At 66.5% G+C, this 21,434-nt stretch carries 18 protein-coding genes and 1 pseudogene; 8 read left to right on the forward strand and 11 right to left on the reverse strand.

Translation table 11 applies throughout. The annotated features are described in order from the left end of the window. Positions 1 to 111 precede the first annotated feature (111 nt). Complete coding sequence (locus ABN034_RS06525) at positions 112 to 1,110, forward strand: hypothetical protein (RefSeq protein WP_349690078.1); 999 nt, start codon at positions 112 to 114, stop codon at positions 1,108 to 1,110. 48 nt (positions 1,111 to 1,158) lie between these two features. On the opposite strand, the gene ABN034_RS06530 is transcribed toward ABN034_RS06525, so the two are convergent. From ABN034_RS06530 to ABN034_RS06550, 5 genes and pseudogenes are all read right to left on the reverse strand, one after another. Next, on the reverse strand, positions 1,159 to 2,106 hold the full coding sequence (locus ABN034_RS06530; RefSeq protein ID WP_349690079.1) for an NAD(P)-dependent oxidoreductase: 948 nt from the start codon (positions 2,104 to 2,106) through the stop codon (positions 1,159 to 1,161). A gap of 123 nt (positions 2,107 to 2,229) precedes the next feature. After that, positions 2,230 to 2,676: an FAD-dependent oxidoreductase gene (locus ABN034_RS06535; protein ID WP_502878979.1), complete on the reverse strand. Its 447-nt coding sequence runs from the start codon at positions 2,674 to 2,676 to the stop codon at positions 2,230 to 2,232. An 89-nt stretch (positions 2,677 to 2,765) separates the two neighbouring features. Then, positions 2,766 to 3,074: pseudogene (locus ABN034_RS06540) on the reverse strand (FAD-dependent oxidoreductase); the annotation flags it as partial. A 58-nt stretch (positions 3,075 to 3,132) separates the two neighbouring features. After that, a complete protein-coding gene (locus tag ABN034_RS06545) occupies positions 3,133 to 4,077 on the reverse strand; it encodes an NAD-dependent epimerase/dehydratase family protein (protein ID WP_349690081.1) in 945 nt (314 codons plus the stop codon). A 12-nt stretch (positions 4,078 to 4,089) separates the two neighbouring features. Further along, positions 4,090 to 5,592 carry a helix-turn-helix domain-containing protein gene (locus ABN034_RS06550; protein ID WP_349690082.1) on the reverse strand — a complete coding sequence of 501 codons (1,503 nt, stop codon included), beginning with the start codon at positions 5,590 to 5,592 and terminating at the stop codon, positions 4,090 to 4,092. Between the two features lie 341 nt (positions 5,593 to 5,933). Between ABN034_RS06550 and ABN034_RS06555 the strand changes: the two genes are divergently transcribed. Both ABN034_RS06555 and ABN034_RS06560 read left to right on the forward strand, forming a co-directional pair. Next, positions 5,934 to 7,049 (forward strand): radical SAM protein, encoded by a 1,116-nt coding sequence (locus ABN034_RS06555; protein ID WP_349690083.1) that lies wholly within the window; start codon positions 5,934 to 5,936, stop codon positions 7,047 to 7,049. A gap of 27 nt (positions 7,050 to 7,076) precedes the next feature. Next, positions 7,077 to 7,619, forward strand: a complete 543-nt coding sequence (locus tag ABN034_RS06560; RefSeq protein WP_349690084.1) for a class IV adenylate cyclase — start codon at positions 7,077 to 7,079, stop codon at positions 7,617 to 7,619. A 402-nt stretch (positions 7,620 to 8,021) separates the two neighbouring features. Here the strand turns inward: ABN034_RS06560 and ABN034_RS06565 are convergent, their stop codons facing one another. Together ABN034_RS06565 and ABN034_RS06570 are read right to left on the reverse strand one after the other, a co-directional pair. Beyond that, positions 8,022 to 8,264, reverse strand: a complete 243-nt coding sequence (locus tag ABN034_RS06565) for an ElyC/SanA/YdcF family protein (RefSeq protein ID WP_349690085.1) — start codon at positions 8,262 to 8,264, stop codon at positions 8,022 to 8,024. Positions 8,265 to 8,430: 166 nt separating this feature from the next. Continuing rightward, on the reverse strand, positions 8,431 to 8,670 hold the full coding sequence (locus ABN034_RS06570; RefSeq protein WP_349690086.1) for a hypothetical protein: 240 nt from the start codon (positions 8,668 to 8,670) through the stop codon (positions 8,431 to 8,433). A 433-nt stretch (positions 8,671 to 9,103) separates the two neighbouring features. Here ABN034_RS06570 and ABN034_RS06575 point away from each other — a divergent pair, with 433 nt between their 5' ends. Beyond that, a complete protein-coding gene (locus tag ABN034_RS06575; protein ID WP_349690087.1) occupies positions 9,104 to 9,823 on the forward strand; it encodes a hypothetical protein in 720 nt (239 codons plus the stop codon). Between the two features lie 62 nt (positions 9,824 to 9,885). Here the strand turns inward: ABN034_RS06575 and ABN034_RS06580 are convergent, their stop codons facing one another. Further along, complete coding sequence (locus ABN034_RS06580) at positions 9,886 to 10,779, reverse strand: glycerophosphodiester phosphodiesterase (protein ID WP_349690088.1); 894 nt, start codon at positions 10,777 to 10,779, stop codon at positions 9,886 to 9,888. Between the two features lie 299 nt (positions 10,780 to 11,078). On the opposite strand from ABN034_RS06580, the gene ABN034_RS06585 reads away from it, so the two are divergent. The 4 genes from ABN034_RS06585 (at position 11,079) to qcrB (ending at position 17,761) form a co-directional block, all read left to right on the forward strand. Continuing rightward, complete coding sequence (locus ABN034_RS06585; RefSeq protein WP_349690089.1) at positions 11,079 to 14,762, forward strand: heparinase II/III domain-containing protein; 3,684 nt, start codon at positions 11,079 to 11,081, stop codon at positions 14,760 to 14,762. Between the two features lie 130 nt (positions 14,763 to 14,892). Further along, positions 14,893 to 15,411 (forward strand): hypothetical protein, encoded by a 519-nt coding sequence (locus ABN034_RS06590; protein ID WP_349690090.1) that lies wholly within the window; start codon positions 14,893 to 14,895, stop codon positions 15,409 to 15,411. A 146-nt stretch (positions 15,412 to 15,557) separates the two neighbouring features. Then, positions 15,558 to 16,106: a DinB family protein gene (locus ABN034_RS06595; RefSeq protein WP_349690091.1), complete on the forward strand. Its 549-nt coding sequence runs from the start codon at positions 15,558 to 15,560 to the stop codon at positions 16,104 to 16,106. Positions 16,107 to 16,237: 131 nt separating this feature from the next. Beyond that, positions 16,238 to 17,761: a cytochrome bc1 complex cytochrome b subunit gene (qcrB, locus tag ABN034_RS06600; RefSeq protein ID WP_502878992.1), complete on the forward strand. Its 1,524-nt coding sequence runs from the start codon at positions 16,238 to 16,240 to the stop codon at positions 17,759 to 17,761. 16 nt (positions 17,762 to 17,777) lie between these two features. On the opposite strand, the gene ABN034_RS06605 is transcribed toward qcrB, so the two are convergent. The 3 genes from ABN034_RS06605 to ABN034_RS06615 form a co-directional block, all read right to left on the reverse strand. Continuing rightward, positions 17,778 to 19,223, reverse strand: a complete 1,446-nt coding sequence (locus tag ABN034_RS06605) for a sulfatase family protein (RefSeq protein WP_349690093.1) — start codon at positions 19,221 to 19,223, stop codon at positions 17,778 to 17,780. Positions 19,224 to 19,321: 98 nt separating this feature from the next. Next, a complete protein-coding gene (locus ABN034_RS06610; RefSeq protein WP_349690094.1) occupies positions 19,322 to 20,296 on the reverse strand; it encodes a dihydrodipicolinate synthase family protein in 975 nt (324 codons plus the stop codon). Between the two features lie 42 nt (positions 20,297 to 20,338). Continuing rightward, positions 20,339 to 21,301: a helix-turn-helix transcriptional regulator gene (locus tag ABN034_RS06615; protein WP_349690095.1), complete on the reverse strand. Its 963-nt coding sequence runs from the start codon at positions 21,299 to 21,301 to the stop codon at positions 20,339 to 20,341. Between the last annotated feature and the right edge of the window lie 133 nt (positions 21,302 to 21,434).

Below are 21,434 nucleotides of genomic sequence, written 5' to 3' on the forward strand. Positions count from 1 at the left end.
CGTCCCGCCGGCGGAAGGTGCAGAGCAGATCTCGTTGAACCGGGTGCTCGACGCGATCTTCGGTGCGAACGGATAATCGTCCGTTACACCGCACGAGCCGGGAGGTGAACCATGGACGAGGCTGCTGTGGAGTGGCTGCTCGACTCCGCGGAGCCGGCGGTCCGGTTGGCGGTTCGCCGCGACCTTCTTGGTGAGCCGGCCGAGGAAGACGCCGAGAGAATCCTGACCGGTCCGACGGTGACCGCGCTGCTGTCCGGTCAGCAACCGAACGGTGGGTTCGGGGGTGTCGGTGGTCCGTACGCCAAGTGGACGGGCGCGCACTGGAGGCTGGTCTCGCTGGTCGAGCTCGCCGTCCCGGCCGCAGAGCCTCGCGTCGCAGCCGCCGCCGAGCACGAGCTCGCGTGGATCGCCCGCCAGGCGCCCTACCGTGACAAGCCTGCCGAGGTTGGCGGGCTGGCCCTCCTGTGCGGCTCCGTCGGCGGGAATGCACTGGCCGTCAGTTCACGCCTGGGCCTGGCCGCCGATCCACGGGCACGGAAAGTCGCCGAGACGCTGATCTCCGCTCAATGGCCAGACGGCGGGTGGAACTGCGACAGCAAGGCGTTGGGCCGCCGCTCGTCGTTCCACGAGACGCTCTCCACGGCATGGGCGTTGCACGAGTACGCAGCGGCAACCGGTGACCAGGCCGCCAGAGCCGCCGCCGAACGCGCTGTCGCGCTCTTCCTGGAACACCGACTGCTGTACAGCCTGGGTACCGGCGTACGGCGGCGAGGCCGCGCGCACCGACGCCCGGCAGGTGAGGTCATCAACCCGCGGTGGCTGGAGCTGCGGTACCCGTCGTACTGGCACTACGACATTCTGCGGGTGCTCCTCATCCTGTCCCGGATGGGCGAGCTCGGTGACCCCCGTGCCGGCGACGCTCTCGACGAACTCGAACGCCGTCGCCTGCCGGACGGTCGTTGGGCTGCCGACGGGCGATGGTGGCACCCTGCCGACAGCTCCACCACGCCCGAGGTCATCGACTGGGGACAGCCAGGCCAACCCAACGTGATGATCACCCTCAACGCCCTGCAAGTGCTGCACGCCGCCGGCCGGGTCTCGTTCGGGTGACCTTGACGCGAGCAGCTTGTGGGCTCCGCTGCGCGGCGATGGTGGAACCTACCGCTCGGCGTTCACCTCGACGTCCATGCGCCGCTCCCAGTACGTCACGCATGCGACCTGCGACCAGTGTGTGTCGCCGTGCTCGAGGGTGTCGCCGAACACGTCGCGCAGCAGTTCGGTGAACGGCATCGCCGCGCCGACATCGGCACCACTACGGAGTGCGTAGCCGAGATCCTTGTGGTGCAACGCCAGCTGTCCCCCGTCGCCGAAGTCGCGACGCATCATGCTGGCCATCGCCCCTGAGTTGGCGCTCGTGTCCCGAAGAGCCTCCACTATGCGGCCGATGTCGACGCCCGCCTTCGCGGCGTACGCGGCTGCTTCGGCGACGATCGCTGTGTTGACGCCGGAGATCATGTTCTGCACCAGCTTGGTGACATGGCCGTGCCCATGCGGCCCCACCAGTGTGGACTTGTATCCCACGACGTCGAAGAGGGGTTTCGCCTCGTCGTACCACTCCTGTGGCCCGCCGGCCATGATGACCATGCCGTGCGGGCTGCCCAGGGTGATCGGCGCGTCGATCATGCGTACGCCCGCGCGTTCGCACAGCTCCACCAGTCGCAGCGTACGTGCCGGGAGGCTTGTGCTCATGTCGACCAGGAGGCGCCCGGGCGGTAACAGGCTCAGGAGGCCACCATCTCCGGCGACGACCTCGTCGACAATGTCGGAGTTCGGCAGAGACAACAGGACGATCTCGGAGGCCGCGACGAGCTCGGCGAGGTCGGCGGCACATGCCGCACCGTTGGCTCTCGCGCGAGACTGCGCCTTCTCCGACGGGTCGAGGACCGTGACCCGATAGCCAGCTGCGGCAAGGTCTTTCGCCATGCGGCCGCCGACGTTTCCGGCTCCGATCAGGCCAACTGCTCGAGACACCATCTGCTCCCTGGAATACTTGTGGGTAGGGACGACTATGCGTTGCGATCTGTGTGGTTGCCGGATCGCACTCACGGCCGGTCGTCGTTCGTCTAGAGAATGCCAGCGATCGTGTTCGCGCAACCCCAGGCGAGGCTGACACCTGCGCCGCCGTGACCGTAGTTGTGGACGACTGTGCCGCCGCGTACGTCCTCGGCATCAAGGCGGATGTGGCGTCGAGTGGGGGCGGAGTCCGATGCGGTGGTCGAGGACCTCGGCTTCGGCAAGGCGGGGTTCGACGGCGATGCAGCGGGCGAGGATACGTTCGGCAGTGTCAGGTTCGGCGCGGCGGTTCCAGACCGCGCGCTCTGTGGTGCCGCCGAGGATGACGTGCTCGCGGTGGGGGTAGATCGCGATCAGATCCGTCGAGTCGCCGGTGTCGGCTTCGAGGAAGTCGGTGAGACCAGGATTGGTGGTCACGACGTGATGTCCACGTACGGGATACACCCCTGGGTCGGGGACGAGAGCGTGCGCGCCTATCCCTGTGCAGTTGACGATGACAGGTACGCCGTGAGTGGTCGGGTCCAGCGTCGCGACCTGCTCGATCGCGAGGTGACCGCCGGCTGAGCGGAGGCGCTCTGTGAGGTAGGCCAGATACGCGGGCATGTCCACCAAGGGGGCGCGGTAGTGGGCGCCATGCCGGTAGCTGGGCGGGAGTTCGTCCGGCCGGCAGGGTCGGCGGTCGTCGAGAAGGGCGGCCCACTCCGGTGGCTGGTGCAGGGTGTGGGAGACCTCGATCCCGGAAGCGATGCGTCGCCGGTGTCGGCTTGGTCGGCGAGTTCACGGAGGACGTGGAGTGTGTGGGCGGCCGAGGGGAGCACCCGGTCGAGCGGCTCGACCAGCCAGGGCCCCCAGAGAGCCCCGGCGGTCGCGGAGGTCGTTTCCGACGGTGGTTCGGCGGTTTTCACGAGGACCTGATGTCCGGACTCGGCGAGAGTGATGGCAGTGGTCAGGCCGATCACGCCCGCGCCGACGACCACGACGTCCAGGCGCGTCGATCTCATGAGAGCGCAGCGGTGGCGCGTCCGAGTGCCGTGTCGAGATCGGGCTGGACGTACATGATCAGCGCACGTGCTCTCCAAGAGCGCCCCAGGCGTCCCGAATCATCGTCGTGAGTCCAGAGCGGGGAGCCGACCATCCGAGGTCTCGTTGGATCGCCGACGGATCGGCGACCAATATCTGGGGCTCTGGCCGCGGTGGACCATGCTCTACCGGCACCTGACGACCTGTGATGTCGCCTACCGCTGCCACCACATCGGTCATGCTGATGCCGGTGCCAGTTCCGACGTTGTAGTACGCATGTGCACCTGGACGCGTTGCTTCGAGCGCTCGTCGACATGCATCGGCGACGTCGAGCACGTGGGTGAACTCTCGTTGCGCGCTGCCGTCGCCATTGATGGTGATGCTCGGCGCTTCGCCGGCGGCGACGCGGAGCGCCTTGGGGATGATGCGGGTGTCGTCCTGGTCGCCGACGCCGTTGGAGGCACCGCTGATAGCGAAGCACCGCAGAGTGATCGCTCCGACGGCACCTGTTTGAGCGTGGTACTCCAGGACCTGCTCGGCAGCACGCTTCGACGCAGCGTATGGCGTGTCCGGGATGGCGGGCAGGTCCTCGGTGAGCTTGCCCTTCGCGCCGCTTCCGTAGACGGCGCCGGTCGAGGCGAGCGCGACGGCGGGCGTGCCCTGGGTCGTGTCCGCGAGAGCACGCAGCAGATTGGCCGTGCCCGCGACGTTGATCTCGAAGTAGTCGAGCGGATGCTCGAACGAGTCACGGACACGGGCCAGGCCGGCGAGGTGGCAGACGCCTTCGACGTCCTGACCGCTCAGCGCAGTTCGGAGGGCATCGAGGTCCCGGACGTCAGCGTGGAGGAGTTGACCCCCGGCGGGGAGCCTCTCGGCGTACCGCGCGCTGTGGGTGAGCACGCTGACCTGGTGCCCCGCGTCGTGGAGGACGTGCGCGACGGCGTTCCCGACGAAGCCGAGACCTCCCGTGACCAGTACGTGCATCTAGTCAGTCTGTCACTCGCCGAACAGCGCCTTCCGGTGGTCCCAGGCAAGCTGGAGGCACCCCCGAGCAGCCGGCGCCATGGCCGTGTGTTCGATGAGTCGAGGGACCGTGAATCGGTCGAATGGGATGGCGTTGGTGGGTGCCATGGTCCCGTCCACCGTGACGATCGTGCCCTCGTCGTTGCTGGCCACCATCTCGGCGAACAGGTCGTCGTACAGGTCGGCGTCGAACACGGCAACGGTCAAGATCTCCGCATTCAGTGTGAGTGCATCCAGGCCGAGCCCCAGGCAGTAGATCTGCGCTCTCCCGTCTCGCACGCCGGCGTCCAGGCTCGCGAAAGGCTGGCTGCCGTAGTCAACGGGAGCGCCGTCACCACCGTGCTCGCGGTTGCCGAGGAACTCCTCACTGTACTCCCGCATGACGTTGCGCCACAGGTCGAAGTCCTCGGCTTGGGCGCCGGGCAGGATGCTGGATGGTTGGAACGTGCCCGCGGGCATCACATGGAGTGTTCCGCCGGCGATGGCCACTCGTGCGGCCGATCGGTCATGCAGAACGAACGAGGGCTCCTTGCCGTCGTCGCGGATGGTCAGAGTACTGAGGGAGACGAGGCTCGACCGCCTGGTGAAGTCGCACGGGTCACCGATGAGGCGGCGAAGCGGTAGGCCACGCCACGATGGGGTCCGACGAGAGACCTCATCGTCCGAGGATCGGTCGACGACGGTCGCCAGCTCGTGCCCGAGGGCTTCGTGAATGTCGATGCCCTCGAAGTAGGTCGTGTGCGAGAACGACATCCTCGGTGTCGTCGACGTGAGCCCGGCGCCCAGGAGTCGGTAACTCAGACGGTTCTCGAAGAGGACCGGGTGAGCGAGGTCGCGGATACCGTGGCTGTAGCGCTCGTACCGGCTGGCGACAGTCGCAAGTGGACGGACACCACGCGCCTCGGTCGCCGTGCCCGTGACTGTCGGACCTGGGGCATCGTCGAGCAGATCAAGCTCGATGGACGTCAGGGACACCGGGTAGTCGGGTAGCCAGCCCGAACGTGTGAGAAGTCCGGTGTTGTCCAAGCGTTGGTCCGGATCGTAGAGGCGTGCCGCGACGCGACCAAGCTCAGCGCGATGGCGGTTCAGGAACGCCCGGGTAGCGCGCCATTGGTCCTGGTCGGCCTGGACCCGGGGCTCCACGCTCATAGGCGACTGGTCTATCACGAGGGCCCCGATGCCGACGGCGTTTCCGGCAACGTGCGGCGTCGCGACGCTCGCCGGCCGGGTGAACCCCAGCTCATCCAGCGAGACGTCGAACAGCTCGGCCAACAGTCGGCGGTACAGCGGCGATGGTCGCTCGATGACGCCTCGTTCCCACCGGCTGACCGTCACGTTGTCGATGTGGATCGCCTTGTCGTGCTTCGCCGCCAACTCGTTGAGCGCGTGGGCGACCTCGAGCTGCGTCATCCCGCGAGCGTCCCGCAGGTTGTACAGCGTCGCGTTCGGTATCGCCTCGCGCGGACGCTTCGGCATGCCACCTCCCCGTGATCTTGGGCGTACCGTACGCGTTCGCCGCTGTCGCGACAACGGATGCCTAGTAGGCGCCTACGACCTGCCTGGTGGGTGGACATTCGACGTCGTTCCTCGGGTGCGTCGCCGTTGGTTGACTTGATGCATCACGAACTCGCGCTATCGCGAGGGTGCCGATTCCCCCAAGACGGGTGGGGCGGCCGGTTGACCCCTTGCTCCCGGCCGCTCCACCTGACCCACTGACGAAGGAGACGACCGGTGCTGCGGTACAAAGTGGCGACGTTCACGGTGTTTGCGCTGACCGGTCTCGTCCTGTGGTGGGTCGTGACCGGAGGAGCGCAGCGATGAGTCACATCGCGAGTCGCGGGAGCGGCCGTCGGGACGGGGCCGATCGGGCTCCCACTTACGTGTCCGCCGACCGGACGCTTCGCGTCAAGGTCGTCGATACCTGCGGCCTGACCTACACGTTCTGCCACAACGAAGGTACGCCGGTGGTGACTGACAACCTCGGCCGCGTGCCCCAGGCGTTCACCTCGACAGGGCGTTCCGGCCGGGTGTCGATCTACCTCGGTTCCAACGGCGTGAGCTTTCTTCCCGCGACAGTCGCCCCCAATGCCGAGTTCTTCCGTGCTCTCCACACCATGACCGAGGCGCTGGACCTGCGCGAGCTGCACCTGACTGGCGGCGAACCGACGTTGCATCCAAGGCTCGCCGAAGTCGTCGCACTCGGCGTCAGCGCGGGCTACCGCGTCTGCATGACGTCCAATGGTGAGAATGGTGCACGTACGATCCCCGCGTGCGCCGCCGCAGGTTTGGACCGCGTGAACTTCTCGATCTTCGGCACGACACCGGACGAACTGGCACAGGTACAGGCGTCGAAGTACGCTAATCCCAGGCGTGCCGCCGCGAAGATCGCTGCTCTGCGTGCGTCGATCCAGGCATGTGCTGACCATGGGGTGAAGGCGTCGGCGAACATCGTCGTTCCGGATCAGACCCACGCTGCGCGGGTGCGGAGGCTCCTGGAGGAGTTCACACCCGATCTGTCCGTACGGCTGCTGAACTCCCTCGATGACGGCCAGCGTTCGATCGACGCGATCCACGGAATTCTGGACGATCTCGGTGGCGTTCGGGTGGAGCGCCACATCACCGCTGGCGCGTCGGGCTTCCGGGATGCGTACCGTCTCGACTCCGGTCGGGTCATCTACTTCAAGCAGATCCGGCCGGTCCGTCTTCCGGTCACCTGCACGGGCTGCCGGTTCAACAACGACCGCGACTGCCAGGAGGGCTACTACGGCGTACGCCTCTACCGTGACCGTGCCGGTGGCTTCCAGGTCGGCGTGTGTATCCAGCGCATGGATCTGTGCATGACCCTCGAGGAGTTCGCGGGCAGCGATCTGAGGACTGAGATACTCGAACTCCGCGAGGCCGAATACCGACAACTTGCCGCAGACGCCGCGTAGGCGCGGCGGAAGCTCCGGAGAAGCAAAGTGCCCACCGAATTCGAGGCAAAGGTCCTCGACATCGACCCGTCCGCTTTGGCGACAGCCATCCTCGAGGCCGGTGGTACACAGTGCAGCGAGGGGCCGGTCCTGATGCGTCGCTATGTCTACGACATCGCTCCCGGCGATCGATCTCGATGGATTCGGCTGCGAGATGCCGGCGGTCAGGTCACGCTCACCGTCAAGGAGATCGAGCACGACGGTATCGACGGCACCCATGAGTGGGAGGTCGCCGTCGACGACTTCGACATCACCAACGCGCTCCTCGGCCGCCTCGGTTACACGCCCAAGTCGTACCAGGAGAACACCCGCACCAGCTTCCGCCTCGGCACCGCCCGTGTCGAGATCGACCAGTGGCCGCGTATCCCCGCCTACCTCGAGATCGAGGCCGACGACCGGGAGCAGGTTGTGACGACCGCAGCCATGCTTGGCTACGACGAGTCCAGCCTGACGGGGGAGAACACGATCAAGGTGTACGCCCGCTACGGCATCGACCTCACGGCTATCTCGGACCTCCGCTTTCTTCCATAGACGTATCGGGAGCGGAGGCTATGCGTGCATCGACGACTCGATGAAGTAGTCGATGGCCGGGTCCAACGGTATGTCGAGGATGGCGGCCACTCGTTCACGGTTGGCATCGGTGAGTTCGTAGGAACCGGCGTGTAGACCCTCGTCATCGCCGTAGTCGAACAGAGGTCGGAGTTCGTGATCTTCTCCTCCGGGAACTCCTGGGTGAACACGAGTTCCTCGTCCTTGTCGAATCCGACGATTTCACGGATGACTGGCATGGCGTCCTTACCCATATGGCTCTACCGGGGGAAGCTGGTGAACGGCGCAGGAAGACGGTTGCTGGCTCATGTTGGCTCGGACGCCTCGGCATGGCGGCTGGTGTAGCCGGCGGCGACGAGGCGCTCGTACGTGGCAAGCACGTTGTCAGGGACCTTTTCGTCGTTGCATGTAGGGCATCGAGATCAGCATCACGCTGTCCACCGTGACCCCGGCATCGGTGAGCAGCTCACGGGACCGGGAAATGTTCTGTCCGGTGTTGGTGGCCTCACGTTCGATCAGAACTGCCTCCGCTGGGACGCCGAGCTCGATCGCGGACTCGCCGTTCTGCACCGCTTCGCCGCGAGGGAACCAGGTGAGGGTGTCGGCGCTGTTGGCGCCTGTGAACACCAGCAGTGGGAGAAGAGACCACGGTGGTATAGCTTCGCGGCGAACGATGCGACCCCGGGGTCGGGGCCCACAGAGACCGATCCCAGCCGAGCACGGGAGAAGCTCGTGGTGCAGCTGGTGGTCGTGCCGTCGATTGTGCGCTCGGCACCTGTCATGGACAGCGGCGCTAGTCCGACTCCCACGCTTCGAGGTAGTAGAAGACGTCTGGCTTGAGTTCGATGCCAAGGATGGCGGCGACTCGGGACCGGTTGGCCTCCGTGATCTCGTAAGATCCTCCGTACATCAGCTCGTCGTCTCCGTAGTCGAACCACGGCCGGAGGTCGAGAAACTTCTCCTCGGGGTAGTCCTGCGAGAAGACCAGTTCATCGTCAGCGCCGAATCCGACGATCATGCGTGTGACAGCCATGAGTTCCCATCCAGATCTATTTCTCAGAACGCGCGTCGTGTCTGCGAGAGAAGTCCGTCGATCGCGGTCGACGACAGGTTCTCGGTCATCAGGCTCCCCGTGGACGAGAGAACTCGGTCGACTGGCGATGCTGCCACCTTCAACCCAGACCGTTCAGAAGTTATCCACAGGCCAGGATGCAAGCTGGACTGACGGAGGATGCGACGCGGAGCCAGCTGCAGGCCGCGGCCAGGTTGGCGTGAGGATGGTAAGCCGCCCGGCGGCGCGGGTCAGCGCGCACTTCTCTTGGTGCGCGACCCCTCTGTCGCACTACCCCGTCCGTCGTCCGTTGCACCGGCAGTTCCGGGCGCGTTGGTGGGCGGCATCGTCGCGCGGTCGTTGCACCAGCCAGATGACAGCGATCTGTGATCGGGCCTGCCTAGTGTCCCGAGGCATGGCTTCCATCAGTGCCGTGCCGGGGACCTTCCAGTCGACCGTGCTGACGCGCGCCGTGGCCGCACTCGCGGTCCTTGCGCTCACTCCCGTCGGCTGCGCGGCTCTCGGGACGGACGACGCCGGGCACGGAGGCCCGACCGGCGTGCAAGTCGGCGCGCAAGGGGAGTCGGCGAGCCCGTCGGCTTCCGCGAGTCCGACGCCGACCGCCACACCGAGTCCCACCCGCACTTGGCCGCATCACATCTCGCTGACCCGGGCGGACTCCTGTCGGATCCGCCGGGCCATCCCACCGAGCCGGTTCGGTTCGACTGCCGGGAAGATCGAGGACTCGCCGTCGCTGCAGTTCCCGGGGAACACGGACTGCTTCCGCCTGGGCAAATCCAGGTACACGGCCACGGGGATCGTCGATGACGACGGCATCACCTTGAGTGTCACCGCGGTCACCAATGAGAGTGTGGACTCCTTCCTCGACACCGCGGTGGGCATCGAGGACCGGATCGTTCGGCGGCTCAGCATCGAGGGGCTCCGTGCCGTCGTCGCCCGCAGCAACGATCCAGGGGCGTGCTACGGACTGCTGGACGTCGCCGAGCACCAGCAGGTGTACGTGGTGCTCGACCAGCCCTACACCGCGCACATCGGCGAGGTGGTCGTACCCCGGAAGAAGCTCTGCGAGCTTGTGCCGACGGCACTCATCGACGCACTGCACGCCGTCTCATGAGCGGATGGCCGTCGGCGGGACCAGGACACAGTGTGGGCAAGTCGCCTCCGCCCCGGCCTGGCTCAGCCGCGGCGGAGGATGTCGCGTAGGACCTGGGGGTAGTTGGTGATGATGCCGTCCACCTGCCAGTTGATCGCTCGGCGCATGTCCGTTCCGGCATTGACGGTCCATACGTGGATCTCCATGCCCTGTGCGTGAACCTGCTCGACGGTCGTCAGGTCGATCGCCCCCAGCGCTGGGTTGACCTGCTGCGCCCACGTAGCGGCGGAAGCGATGTCGGTCTCGGTCGGCTTGTTGCCGTACAGCAGCCCGACCGGCACTTCGGGAGCCAGGTCCTTGTAGGTGCGCAGCCACGAGTGGTTGAAGCACTGGACGACCACGCGGTCGGCCTTGAGCGCACGGTTGAACGCCGGAAGCGACCGCAACTCCTTGTCCAGGTCGGACTCGATGCCGGGGTAGAGCTCAGGTGACTTCGGCTCGAGCAGCATTCCGGCCTGCTGACCAACGGCGTTGACCCATTCGGCAAGGGTGGGCACCTGCTCGCCGGCGAACTCCGGTGCGAACCACGAACCGGCGTCGAGTTGCTTGATCTCGGCGAGGGTGAAGTCGCGGACGTTCCAGGGAGCGCGGTCGGGGAAGACCTGCTCGACGTCGGTGGTGCGAGTCAGCGTCGTGTCATGCATGATCACGAGCTCACCGTCCTGGGTACGTTGGATGTCGTTCTCGACCACGTCCGACTTCTGCGCGATGGCCAACCGGACGGCGGCGAGCGTGTTCTCCGGGGCAACGCCGGACGACCCGCGATGGGCGATGACGTCGACTGGCCGCTCGGTGTCGGCGACGACGGGGGTGGCGACGACGGTGTCGGCGACGACGGGGGTGGCGAGGCCGAGTGCGGCCAGCAGGGTCACGAATGTGGCGAGTGCGGCGGCGCGGAGGCGCGCGGTGCGAGGCATGGTTCCCCTCCCGATGACGGACGGCCCCGGGTGGCCGACCGAACGGTCACTGACACTGACGTGCGAAAGCGAACGGCCGGTAACAGTCTGCCCAACCTGACGTCCTTCGCTTGGCCGGTAGTGGCACGCCTTGTGGTCTGGTCGTTCATCTCGGGTCATCGGTTGCTTTCGACCGGGGCCGCGAGCTGACCAGTTTAGGTCTTGACCGGAACTCTCGTCACACCTATGTTCATGCACGAAGTGGCTGCGTGAAACACCCTGCCGGGCACGTCGAAACCCAGGTCAGAACTGAGGTGTCCATGAATGACCTCCTCCCACCTTGGCCAGCACGACAAACACCGGCAGCCGGCGTCCATGCCAGCCGCCGCGATGTGCTGCGCTACGGCATGCTCCTCGGATCAGCGGCGCTGCTGCCGCCACTCCGCCCCGGTCCTGCCGCCGCAGCGGAATTGACGCCCACGCTCGCTGACGTACCGACCAAGACCCAGGCGACGGTCTACACCACCGAGAAGGTGGCGGCTGCCCGCCGCAACGTCGAGCAGTACGAATGGGCGAAGGCGGTCCGCGACGCCGCGGTCGCGAAGGCCGATTCCCTTGTCGCCAAGGGCGATGAGTGGCTCTGGCGGCTGGTCAGCGGGCAGGGTGTGCCGCGCAGCTATGCGGTGAACCAGGACCTCGGCTCGCCCATCACCGGCAAGGACATCTACCGGTTCGGCAACTACCCGTGGCTTGCGGACCCGCTCGACCAGCCGTGGAAGCTGATCGATCCATCCGTGCCGGAAGGCTCCGGGCAGCCGCGGATCTACCCGACCAACGACTTCGGCAAGTTCTATGCAAGCGGTCTCGACGAGCACGGCACCTTCGATCGCGCGCGTGCTGACCGAAGCCTGCTGGTCAACGAGCTGTACCCGGAGATGGGCCCGACGTGGGGAGTCGACGACGGGTTCGGCTGGATCGACGACAACGGCGCCAAGTGGACGTTCATCCCGTACTACAACCACTGGTTGGTCTGGTACAGCGCGACCGCGCTCTACGCCGAAGCAGCGTCCATCTTCAACGGACTGCCCGCGCTCCGCGATGCGTACATCACGACCGGCGACCTGCAGTACGCCCACGCGGGGCTGGTCCTGCTCGACCGGATCGCCGACGTGTACCCGTCGATGGACACCGCTCCGTACAAGCGATCGGAAGGCTACTTCCACTCCGATGGCTTGAGTGGCAAGGGGAAGGTCGTCGGTTGCATCTGGGAGACCGGCCTCTCGCAGCGGATCTGCGATGCGTACGACGCATTCTTTCCCGCGATCGCTGACTCCGACGAAGCGAACGTGGTGCCGTTCCTGTCCGAGAAGGCCCGCCAGTACGGATTGTCCGCGAAGGACACGCCGGCCGCGATCCGGGTAAACATCGAGAACGGCATCCTGCGGCAGGTGTACCCGAGCGTGCAGGCCGGGAAGATCCGCGGCAACTTCGGCATGCACCAGCGGTCGACCACGCTCGCCGGTGTGGTGCTGGACGCCCCGGCCGAGACGAAGGAGTGGATCGACTTCGTCTTCAAGACTGGTGGCGTGACGCCCGCACCCGACTACCGAGTGACAGGCGGCGACGTGTACCGCACGCTCGTAGACGTCGTGGACCGCGACGGCATGGGCAATGAGGCTTCGCCGGGATACAACCGGTTGTGGATCGGCCACATCCGTGGCATCGCCGACCTCCTGTCCGGATACTCGGGCTACCCAGCGGCCGACCTGTACCAGCACCCGAAGTTCCGGAAGATGTTCCAGGGCATGCACCCGCTGGTGATGCTGGGCGCGTACGTGCCGCAGATCGGTGACACCGGTGCCACCGGCATGCCCGGATTGTTCGGCTCCGCGAACGAGTTCTTCTACTTCTTCGAGAAGCTCGGTCTCCCCGAGTACGCCCAGATGGCTTACCTGATGGGCGGCAACAACGCCGACAACCTCTACGGTGACCTGTTCAGCCCGGACGTTCCCGGTACCCAGCAACGGATCCGGGACGTCATCGCCGAGCACGGGACCTGGCAGCCACCCAGTGAGAACCTCACCGGGTACGGCCTCGCGATGCTCCGGGACGGGTCCGGCAGCAAAGCGCGCGACATCTGGGTCTACTACGGCCGCACCACCGGGCACGGGGACCTCGACGCACTCAACCTCGGAATGCACGGCTTCGGCGTGGACCTGCTGCCGGACCTCGGATATCCGGAGTTCGCCGACACCAGCATTCGCACCCAGGAGTGGAACCAGAACACCATCGCCCACAACACAGTGGTGGTCGACAAGAAGCCGCAAGCAGGCCAATGGGTCGGTACGCCGCAAGGGTTCGCGGTCGGTGACCGCGTGCGGGTGTGCGACACGTCGGCGCCCCATGCGTACGTCCAGACCAGCACCTACCGCCGGCTCACGGCGATGGTGAAGGTCGACGACGAGAACTTCTATGCACTGGATGTCTTCCGCATCGTCGGCGGCACCGACCACCACTTCTCGTTCCACGCCGCGGAGGGCCCCGCGACGGTGGACGGGCTCACGCTGGTCGAGCAACCAACCGGCACCTACGCCGGCCCGGACGTGCCGATGCCCCCGGATGACGCGCCATACCGCAAAGGTGCGAGTGGCTTCGACTGGCTGGACAAGGTTTCCCGCGACACCGACCCGACCGGACCGTTCAGTGTGGACTGGAAGATCACGGATACGTGGGGGGTGCACGACCCCGACCCGAACCTCCACCTCCGGCTCACCATGCTGTCCGATGTGGACGACGTGGCGATCTGCGACGGCACCCCGCCACGCAACAAGCCGGGCAATCCGGAGAAGCTTCGATACCTCGTCGCTCACCGCCACGGCACCAGCCTGGCGAGCCAGTTCGTCTCGCTGCTCGAGCCCTACGTCGACCGGCGGGTGGTGCGGTCGGTGTCCACTGTGGAGGTACGGGCAATGGACGGCACGATCGCCCCGCACGAGGTGGCCGCGGTGCGGGTGGAACTGACCAACGGACGTGTCGACTACATCGTCAACGCCACCAGGACTGACGTGATGCTGGGCGTCGAGGTGGGCAACGGCAAGACGTTCACGTTCCGTGGCTCCTTCGGTGTCTACTCCATGCATGGCAGTGAGCCGGAGTACGCCTGGACCCACGGAGCGAGCTTCCTCGGCTCACTGCCGAAGATGCAGGGACCAGCCGCCGCAACCGGTACTTTGCAGGACTTCACCCGCGACCTGTCGGTCGACAACGAGCTCGTCGTGAAGCTCGACAGCGAGCTGCCGGACAAGACCAAGCTCGACGGCAGCTACGCCTATGTCCACGTCCCCCGGTCCACACACGCGAGAATCGCGTTCCCGTGGAGCACTCCTTCCAAAGCAGGGGAGTACGGGGCGTTGAGTCAGCAGATCACTGTCCAGCAGGCGGCCTCACACCAGCTGGCGTTGAACGTGAACGACGACTTCACGGGAGCTACCGCCGGCTATCACTTCATCCAGGTGCTGATCGACGGTGAGGTCGCTGTCGAGCAGGACGTTGCCGGTGCGACCCAGTGGCGGGAGGTGACCGCCGACGTCACCGGGCAGTTGGCCGGCAAGACCACCGCGGTGCTGACACTGCGTTTGATCAGCAAGAAGGGCGTTGGCAACTTCGGCGTCACCGCGATGTTCGACGACGTCGCCATCTCGGGAACGACCATCGAGAACGCAGACTTCGAGGATACGGAGTCACCCGCCTGGCGGCCGGAGTCGAACTCGCCGAGTTTCGTTATCAACCCCAGAGCGACCGGCGAGGGCAGCAGCGCTCGCAACGCCGTCTACCGCATCCACAGCGCACGCTTCATCGACGACACCACAGTGGTGCTCGAGATCGGGGACATCACCACGGTGCGCGGCTACGTCGACCCGGACGACTTCAGCAAGGGCTACCAGTACGACGTGGCGGCCGGATCGAAGGTCGACATTCCCCTCACCCGGCAATGGAAGCGGTGATCTTCGCTGGACTGCCGACAAGAAGGCATTGCCAGATGACAACGCCCATGGCTAACAACACCCGCGTCCGAGATCAGGTTGGCATGGGGAAGAGTGGGTCGGAGACTCCTGCGACAGGAAGGAGTGCGCCATGAGATTCAACAGGTTGACTCTCGGCGGTCTCGTCGGGTCCGGTGTCGCGGTCGTGGCACTCGCGGTCGGCGGCGCTGCCCCTGCGGACAACTCGGCTGCGGGTACGAACGCCCAGACCACTCTGACGGCACAGACTGCCCCAAGAAGCCCCGAACTTCTCGCGGGCCGCGACATGCAAGACATGCATGACATGCACGGCATGTTCGGTCGGATGTTGCACGGTGAGTTCGTACTTCCGAAGGCTGGTGGTGGGTACCAGACCATGGTGATCCAGCGAGGATCGGTCCAAGAGGTGAGCTCCTCCGAGATCACCTTGCGAAGCGCTGACGGCTTCCGCGACAGCTACCTCGTCGGCGAGGACACCCTGGTCAACTCTGGCCGGGAAGGCATCGGTTCGATCAGGGAAGGTGAGCAGGTGAGCGTGGTGGCGACAGCAAACGGACAGAACCCGACTGCTGTCCACGTGTCGGACGTTTCTCTCATGAAGTCCCTGCGGGAAAAGTTCCACTCGCAATGAGGGCTGACCGCGGACCCTCATATTTCGGCTGACAAACCGCGATCACGGAGCACAACGGTGCCGCCGGTGGGGACCGTTTTGCCTCTCGCCATCGTCGGCGCCAATCCGGAGGTAGAACGTCCGGAAACCATCGTAGGGTCAGCCGCATGAGCGAGATCGACCCGAACGAGCCCGTGCCGTTCACCCCCGCCGGCGATGAGGCCGAGACGCTGGTGAGCACTCTGGACCGGAACCGCCGGACCTTCGCCTGGAAGTGTGGCGGGCTCGACGCCGCAGGCATGGCCGCGCGCCTGAGCCCGTCGACGATGACGCTGGGTGGCCTGGTCAAGCACATGGCGCTCATCGAGGACCACTACTTCACCGCGATGCTCGCCGGCCGAGAGATGCCCGACGTCTGGCACGCCTACGGCGGCGATGACTGGGAGTGGCGCACGGCTTCCGATGACACCCCCGAGGAGTTGATGGCACTGTGGCGCGGCGCCATCGCCCGGTCGCGCGCGGCCGTCGCCGAGGCGCTCGCAGGTGGCGGGCTCGGCACGCTCGCCACCAAGCCCACGCACTGGGGCGCGACGCTCAATCTGCGGCGGATCCTGGCGGATCTCATCGAGGAGTACGCCCGGCATACCGGACATGCCGACCTGATCCGCGAGTCCGTGGACGGGCTCGTCGGCGAAGACGCGCCTGCCGACGTGTGAGGTGGATCTCCCTCCGGTAGGCCGATCGGCTGTCACGTTCCGGTCGTGAATCTCGTCCTAGGGATGACGGACGTTGCTCACGATGGGAGGCCGTGGTGCGCCGATTCCAGGACATCTGGCCTAGATCTCGCATGGCGGGGATTCTCGCCACAATGCGGGCGAAGGTATTCCCCGATCACTGGTCTGTCCTGCTTGGGCAGATCAGTGTCTTCAGCTTTGTCGTCGTCACGATCAGTGGGGTCGTATTGACGTTCTTCTACGATCCGTCGATGGAGCGGGTGACGTACGCCGGGTCGTACGGACCGCTCACCGGTGTGGAGATGTCGCGGGCATTCGCGTCCACGTTGGACATCTCGTTCGAGGTCCGCGGCGGTCTGTTGCTGCGTCAGGTACACCTGTGGAGCTCACTGGTGATGACGGCCGCGATCGTCCTGCATCTGCTGTGGTTGTTCTTCGCCGGCGCGTTCCGGGGGCCCAGGCGCCGGAGCTGGCTGATCGTCGTCACGCTCCTTGTCGTGACGATGGCCGCTGGCATGACGGGCCTGGCGCTGCCTGACGACCTGCTGTCGGGCACGAGCATGGCTGTCCTCGACGGCGTGCTCACCGCAACGCCCGTTGTCGGTACGTGGCTGTCGGGGTTGATGTTCGGCGGCGCGTTCCCCGGCGACGTCAACGCGCTCTTCTACCCCGTACACGTGGTGGTTCTGCCCGCGGCGCTGGCGATCGCGTTGGTGGCAAAGGCAATCGTCGGACTCCGCCACAAGCCCGCGGAATACGCTGGACGGGAGCGAACGAAGGACAACCCAAGAGGCACGACCCACCGAGCGTTCGTGGCCAAGAGCGTGGGCCTGTTCCTCACCATGAGCGGCGTGATCGTGCTGATGGCCGCGACGCTCACGGTCAATCCGATCTGGCAGTACGGCCCCGCGGACCCCGCAAGTGCAACGGCCGGATCGAGCCCGAACTGGTCCCTTGCCTTCCTCGACGGCGCGCTCCGCCTCGCGCCCGGGTGGGAGTTCGTCTGGATGGGCCGGACCTGGTCCGTTGCCGTCCTGCTCCCGGTGCTTGTCTGCACGCTGTTCTTCGCGATCGTGGCGGCCTATCCGTACCTCGAGCAATGGGTGACCGGAGACAGCGAGGACCATCACCTGCTCGAGCGCCCGCGCAACAACCCCACTCGTACCGGTATCGGTGTGGCCGGCATCGTCTTCTACGGCGTGCTGTGGGCGGCCGCCGGCTCCAACACCATCGCCGTCGTGTTCGGCATCTCCGTCGAGGGTTTCATGCACGCCCTGCAGGTGCTGCTCGTTCTCGGCCCGGTGGCGGGGTTCGACATCGCAAGGCGGATCTGCATCGGCCTGCAGCGACGGGACCGGGCGATCGTGCTTCACGGGCGTGAGACCGGACAGCTCGTCCGGACGCGAAGCGGCGGGTACGTCGAGGTGCACCTGGCCGTCGACGCGGGCGAGCGCCAGCGTCTGGCTGCTTACGAGGACCACCCGCCGGTCCCCCTCCAACGCGATGTGCACGGGCAGACAAGGTTGCCGCAGCGACTGCAGGTGCGTCTGTCGCAGCTCTTCTATCGGGATCGGATCGCCCCGCTCGCCAAGGCAGATGTGGGTCGTGATCGGCACGACTTGACCTCTACGCACTGAGAGGTCCGGCGGACGTCTACCGGGTGGTCACATCGACAGGTTCGGCGCCTGGTAGGTCGGCCGGCGCGAAGACCGCCAGGGGGTAGCCGCGCTGCTGCTCTGGGGGCAGTGGCGCGAGCCGGGCGCGAAACTCCTCGATCCGGTCGGTGACAACACCCTTGGCTACCAGCTCGCGCTCCGGGTAGGCGCCAAGGTCATCGATCTCGGTGAGGAAGCGGTCCAACTCTGCGGCCATGCGGTCGCGCACGTCAGTGTGGTGGGAATCATCGGCCAGGTTGTGCACGCACTCGGGATCCGTGCGCAGGTCGTACAGTTCCTCGGCGGGCTTGGCCGGCGGCATGAAGACCGCTGCGGTGCCGCTCAGGGCTCCGGCGGCATTGAGCCGGCGAAGCTCCTGCATCGTCGGCATGTTCTCCATGTACTGGTTGCGCTGGCAGTACGGGATCTGCGGATAGAAGTTGCGCACGTAGTGGACCTGTCGATCGCGGATGACCCGGACGCGGTCGAACGCCTCGTCCATCCGGTCGCGTGCGGCGAACACGTAGTCGCGCGGTGGTGCTTCGGCGGCACCGAGGAACGCCTGACCGTCGTAGTCGGCCGGGATGGGCGCGCCCGCGACCGAAAGGAAGGTGGGCGCGATGTCGACCCATGACACCAGCCGATCGCTGACACTGCCGGGGTCGAGGACGCCGGGCCAGCTGATCAGCAGCGGCATGTGGATCCCTGCGCTGTAGGGCCAGCGCTTCTCCCGCGGCAGGCCGCGCCCGTGGTCGGACAGGAACACCACGACGGTGTTGTCCGCAACGCCGGAGGTGTCAAGCGCGTCGAGGATCTCGCCGACCTGCCGGTCGAGCTCCGCGATGTTGTCAGCATGCCGTGCGATGTCGCCGCGTACGACCGGTGTGTCGGGGAGGTACGGCGGCACCGGCACGGCGGCCGGGGCGGTGATGCGTGCCGGGCGTGGCTTCTCGTGGCTCCAGTGCTCCAGGTGGTCCCGGCCCGGGTACTCACCCTCGTCCGGCCACATGGACGACTCGTGCGTGATCGCGATGTTGATGTAGGCGAGCCAGGGCTGGTCCGGCATCGCGCCCGCCCGCAGTCTGTCGATCCACGGCTGGTCGTCATCGCGCCAGCCGCTCGTCGGTTCGAGGTTGAAGTCGAGCTTCGTCGGCCAGCTCACGTAGTAGCCCGCGTCACGGAGTTCGTGGGTGAACAGCCGCGGCGGGTCTGCCAGTGTGGACCGCATGTGGTGCGTGCCGATCTTCATCGGGTACTGACCGGTCACCATCGTCGACCGCGACGGAGCGCAGACGGGGTAGGTGGAGTAGGCCTCGTCGTAGCGACACCCGCGCGCCGCCAGCCGGTCGAGGTGGGGTGTGTGCACATAGTCGGCGCCGTAGCAGCCAGCGATCCGACCGATGTCTTCCCCCACGATCAACACGATGTTCGGACGGTCGGACACGCGGCGATCACCTCTCCTGATGTGGACCACGGCTTGTCGGTGCGTGATTCCGCGGGTGTGCCCGAACGGGCACTACCGACATTCTCACAAGTGGTAAATCAAGTTCCCACTTGTGGGAACGTCGTCGCGTCGCCGGCGAGCCACGCAGGAAGATCCGCCTCCGTAGGCCACGTCGCCACAGCGGAACGAAGGCTTTCCCTGGCCGCGGGGGTCAGCGGTGAGTGGGGAGGACGGACGTCACCGGCCTCGATTCCCTCCACACGTAGCATTTCCTTGAGAACGTCGACGTTGAAGCGTCCATGTTCCTCGGTGCGAAGGGCCTCGACCGGGGCGACGAGGTCGATCAACCGGCGAAGCCGAACCTGGTCACCGCCAGCCACCGCGGCGTGCACGGCCAAGGCGACATCAGGTCGTACGTTGGCGATGCCGGAGGTGAAGGCGGTGACACCAAGCTCGGCGAATGCCGCCACCCGTCCCTCCGCCGAGCCGTTGATCCACGCGCAGTGCTGAGCCGCACCACCGTCGAGCATTTCCGCCAAGGTGGTCAGGTCCGGTCGTGCGTACTTCACCGCGATGACCGACGGGCTCGACGCAAGTTCCGTCAAAGCTTCACGGCTGAGTCTCGTCGAGCGTACGTACAACACGACCGGCAGCGCGACGCGCTCACAGATCTGCTGGAAGTAGCGAGCGACACCACCGCCGTCACCGAACGGCTCGGCTGGTTCGTGGATCATGACGGCGTCGTATCCGAGATCGCGGGCGCGGGCGGCGTCATCGAGTGCGCCACCCAGGCTGCCGGCCAGTCCGGCGATCAAGGTCGCTTCCTGCCGGTCCGCCGCGACGGCCCGCAGCACACTTACCCGCTCGTCCGGCGTCAGCTGGTGAACCTCGGCGGTGTTACCCAGGGCGGTGAGGGTGCGGATACCAGCCACCTCGAGTCGACGCGTGAGCAGACGTACGGCGGGCTCGTCCACCGCGCGCGTCCCGTCGAGGTAGGGCGTCACGAGGACAGCGACCACGCCGTCCATCCTGGGGCGGGCCACCGGACGTCGTTGCGCGGAAGCTTCAGACATGTCTCTCCTCCGTCTAGGACCCGCCGCCGGTGGCGGCACATGCTACTTGTCGGCGGGGCCCGACCCGGCGTGACGGGCGGCTATCTCCCACGCCCGGCGTCGCACCTCGGTGCGTAGCTCGGGCGGGTCGAGCACCTCGAAGTCGTAGGACAGGCCGGCCGCGTAGGACGCGAGTGAGGCGAGGTCGTCGGCCGCCACTCTCAGGATGGACCGCCCGTGTGGTGCTGGCTCGACGATGCGGCCGCGGAACGCACGCGCCGCCTTCTCGTGGGCCAGGTCGAGCAGGATCCGTGCCTCGTAGCGGTAGACGGCGAGCTTGGTTGACTCCAAGACCAGAGCGGCGGCGTCTGGCGGGTCGGTGATCCGGGAGCGCTCCCCGGTCGGTACCGGGCCGGTGATTCGGTCGATCCGGAACGTCCGCCATGCCTGCCGGTCGCGGTCTTTGGCAACCAGGTACCACCGCTCACCTGCCTGCACGATCTGGTACGGCTCCGCAATGCGTGCACTGATCCGGCCGGCATGGTCGGTGTAGGAGAACCGGAGCGTTTCAGTACGTCGGCACGCCGTTGCCAGCGCGGTGAGCACGGTGGGATCGACGGCCGGCAGTACCGGCCCGGGCAGCTGGACAGTCGCCTCCTGCAGCGCCCGCACCCGTTCGCGGAGCCGCGGCGGCAACACCTGGTCGAGCTTCGCCAGAGCTGCGACGGAAGAGTTCTCGATGCCAGCGACCGCGCTCGCCGCGGCCAGCTGAAGCCCCAGGGTGGTCGCGACCGCCTCTTCGTCGTCGAGCAGCAGCGGTGGCAGGCGACCGCCCGCGCCGAGCGTGTAACCGCCTGCCTGACCGCCGGTCGCCTGGACGGGATAGCCCAGCTCACGCAGCCGCGTCATGTCGCGGCGCAGGGTGCGGGGCGAGACGTCCAGGCGGGTCGCCAGGTCTGGCCCGGGCCACCAGGGTCGGGACGGCAACAGTGACAACAGCCGCAGCAGGCGGACGGCCGGATCCATGGCTGTCATTCTCTCCTGCTTCGCGGCCGAGATCTGACCGCGAAGCGGCCTATTGTCCGGGCATGACCGGCTCCGGTATCTGGATGCAGCAGCCGCGCATCGCCGAGACCACCCGGCTGCGGGATCTCCGGCG

The organism is Actinopolymorpha sp. B11F2 (assembly GCF_040195635.1).
GTDB lineage: Bacteria > Actinomycetota > Actinomycetes > Propionibacteriales > Actinopolymorphaceae > Thermasporomyces.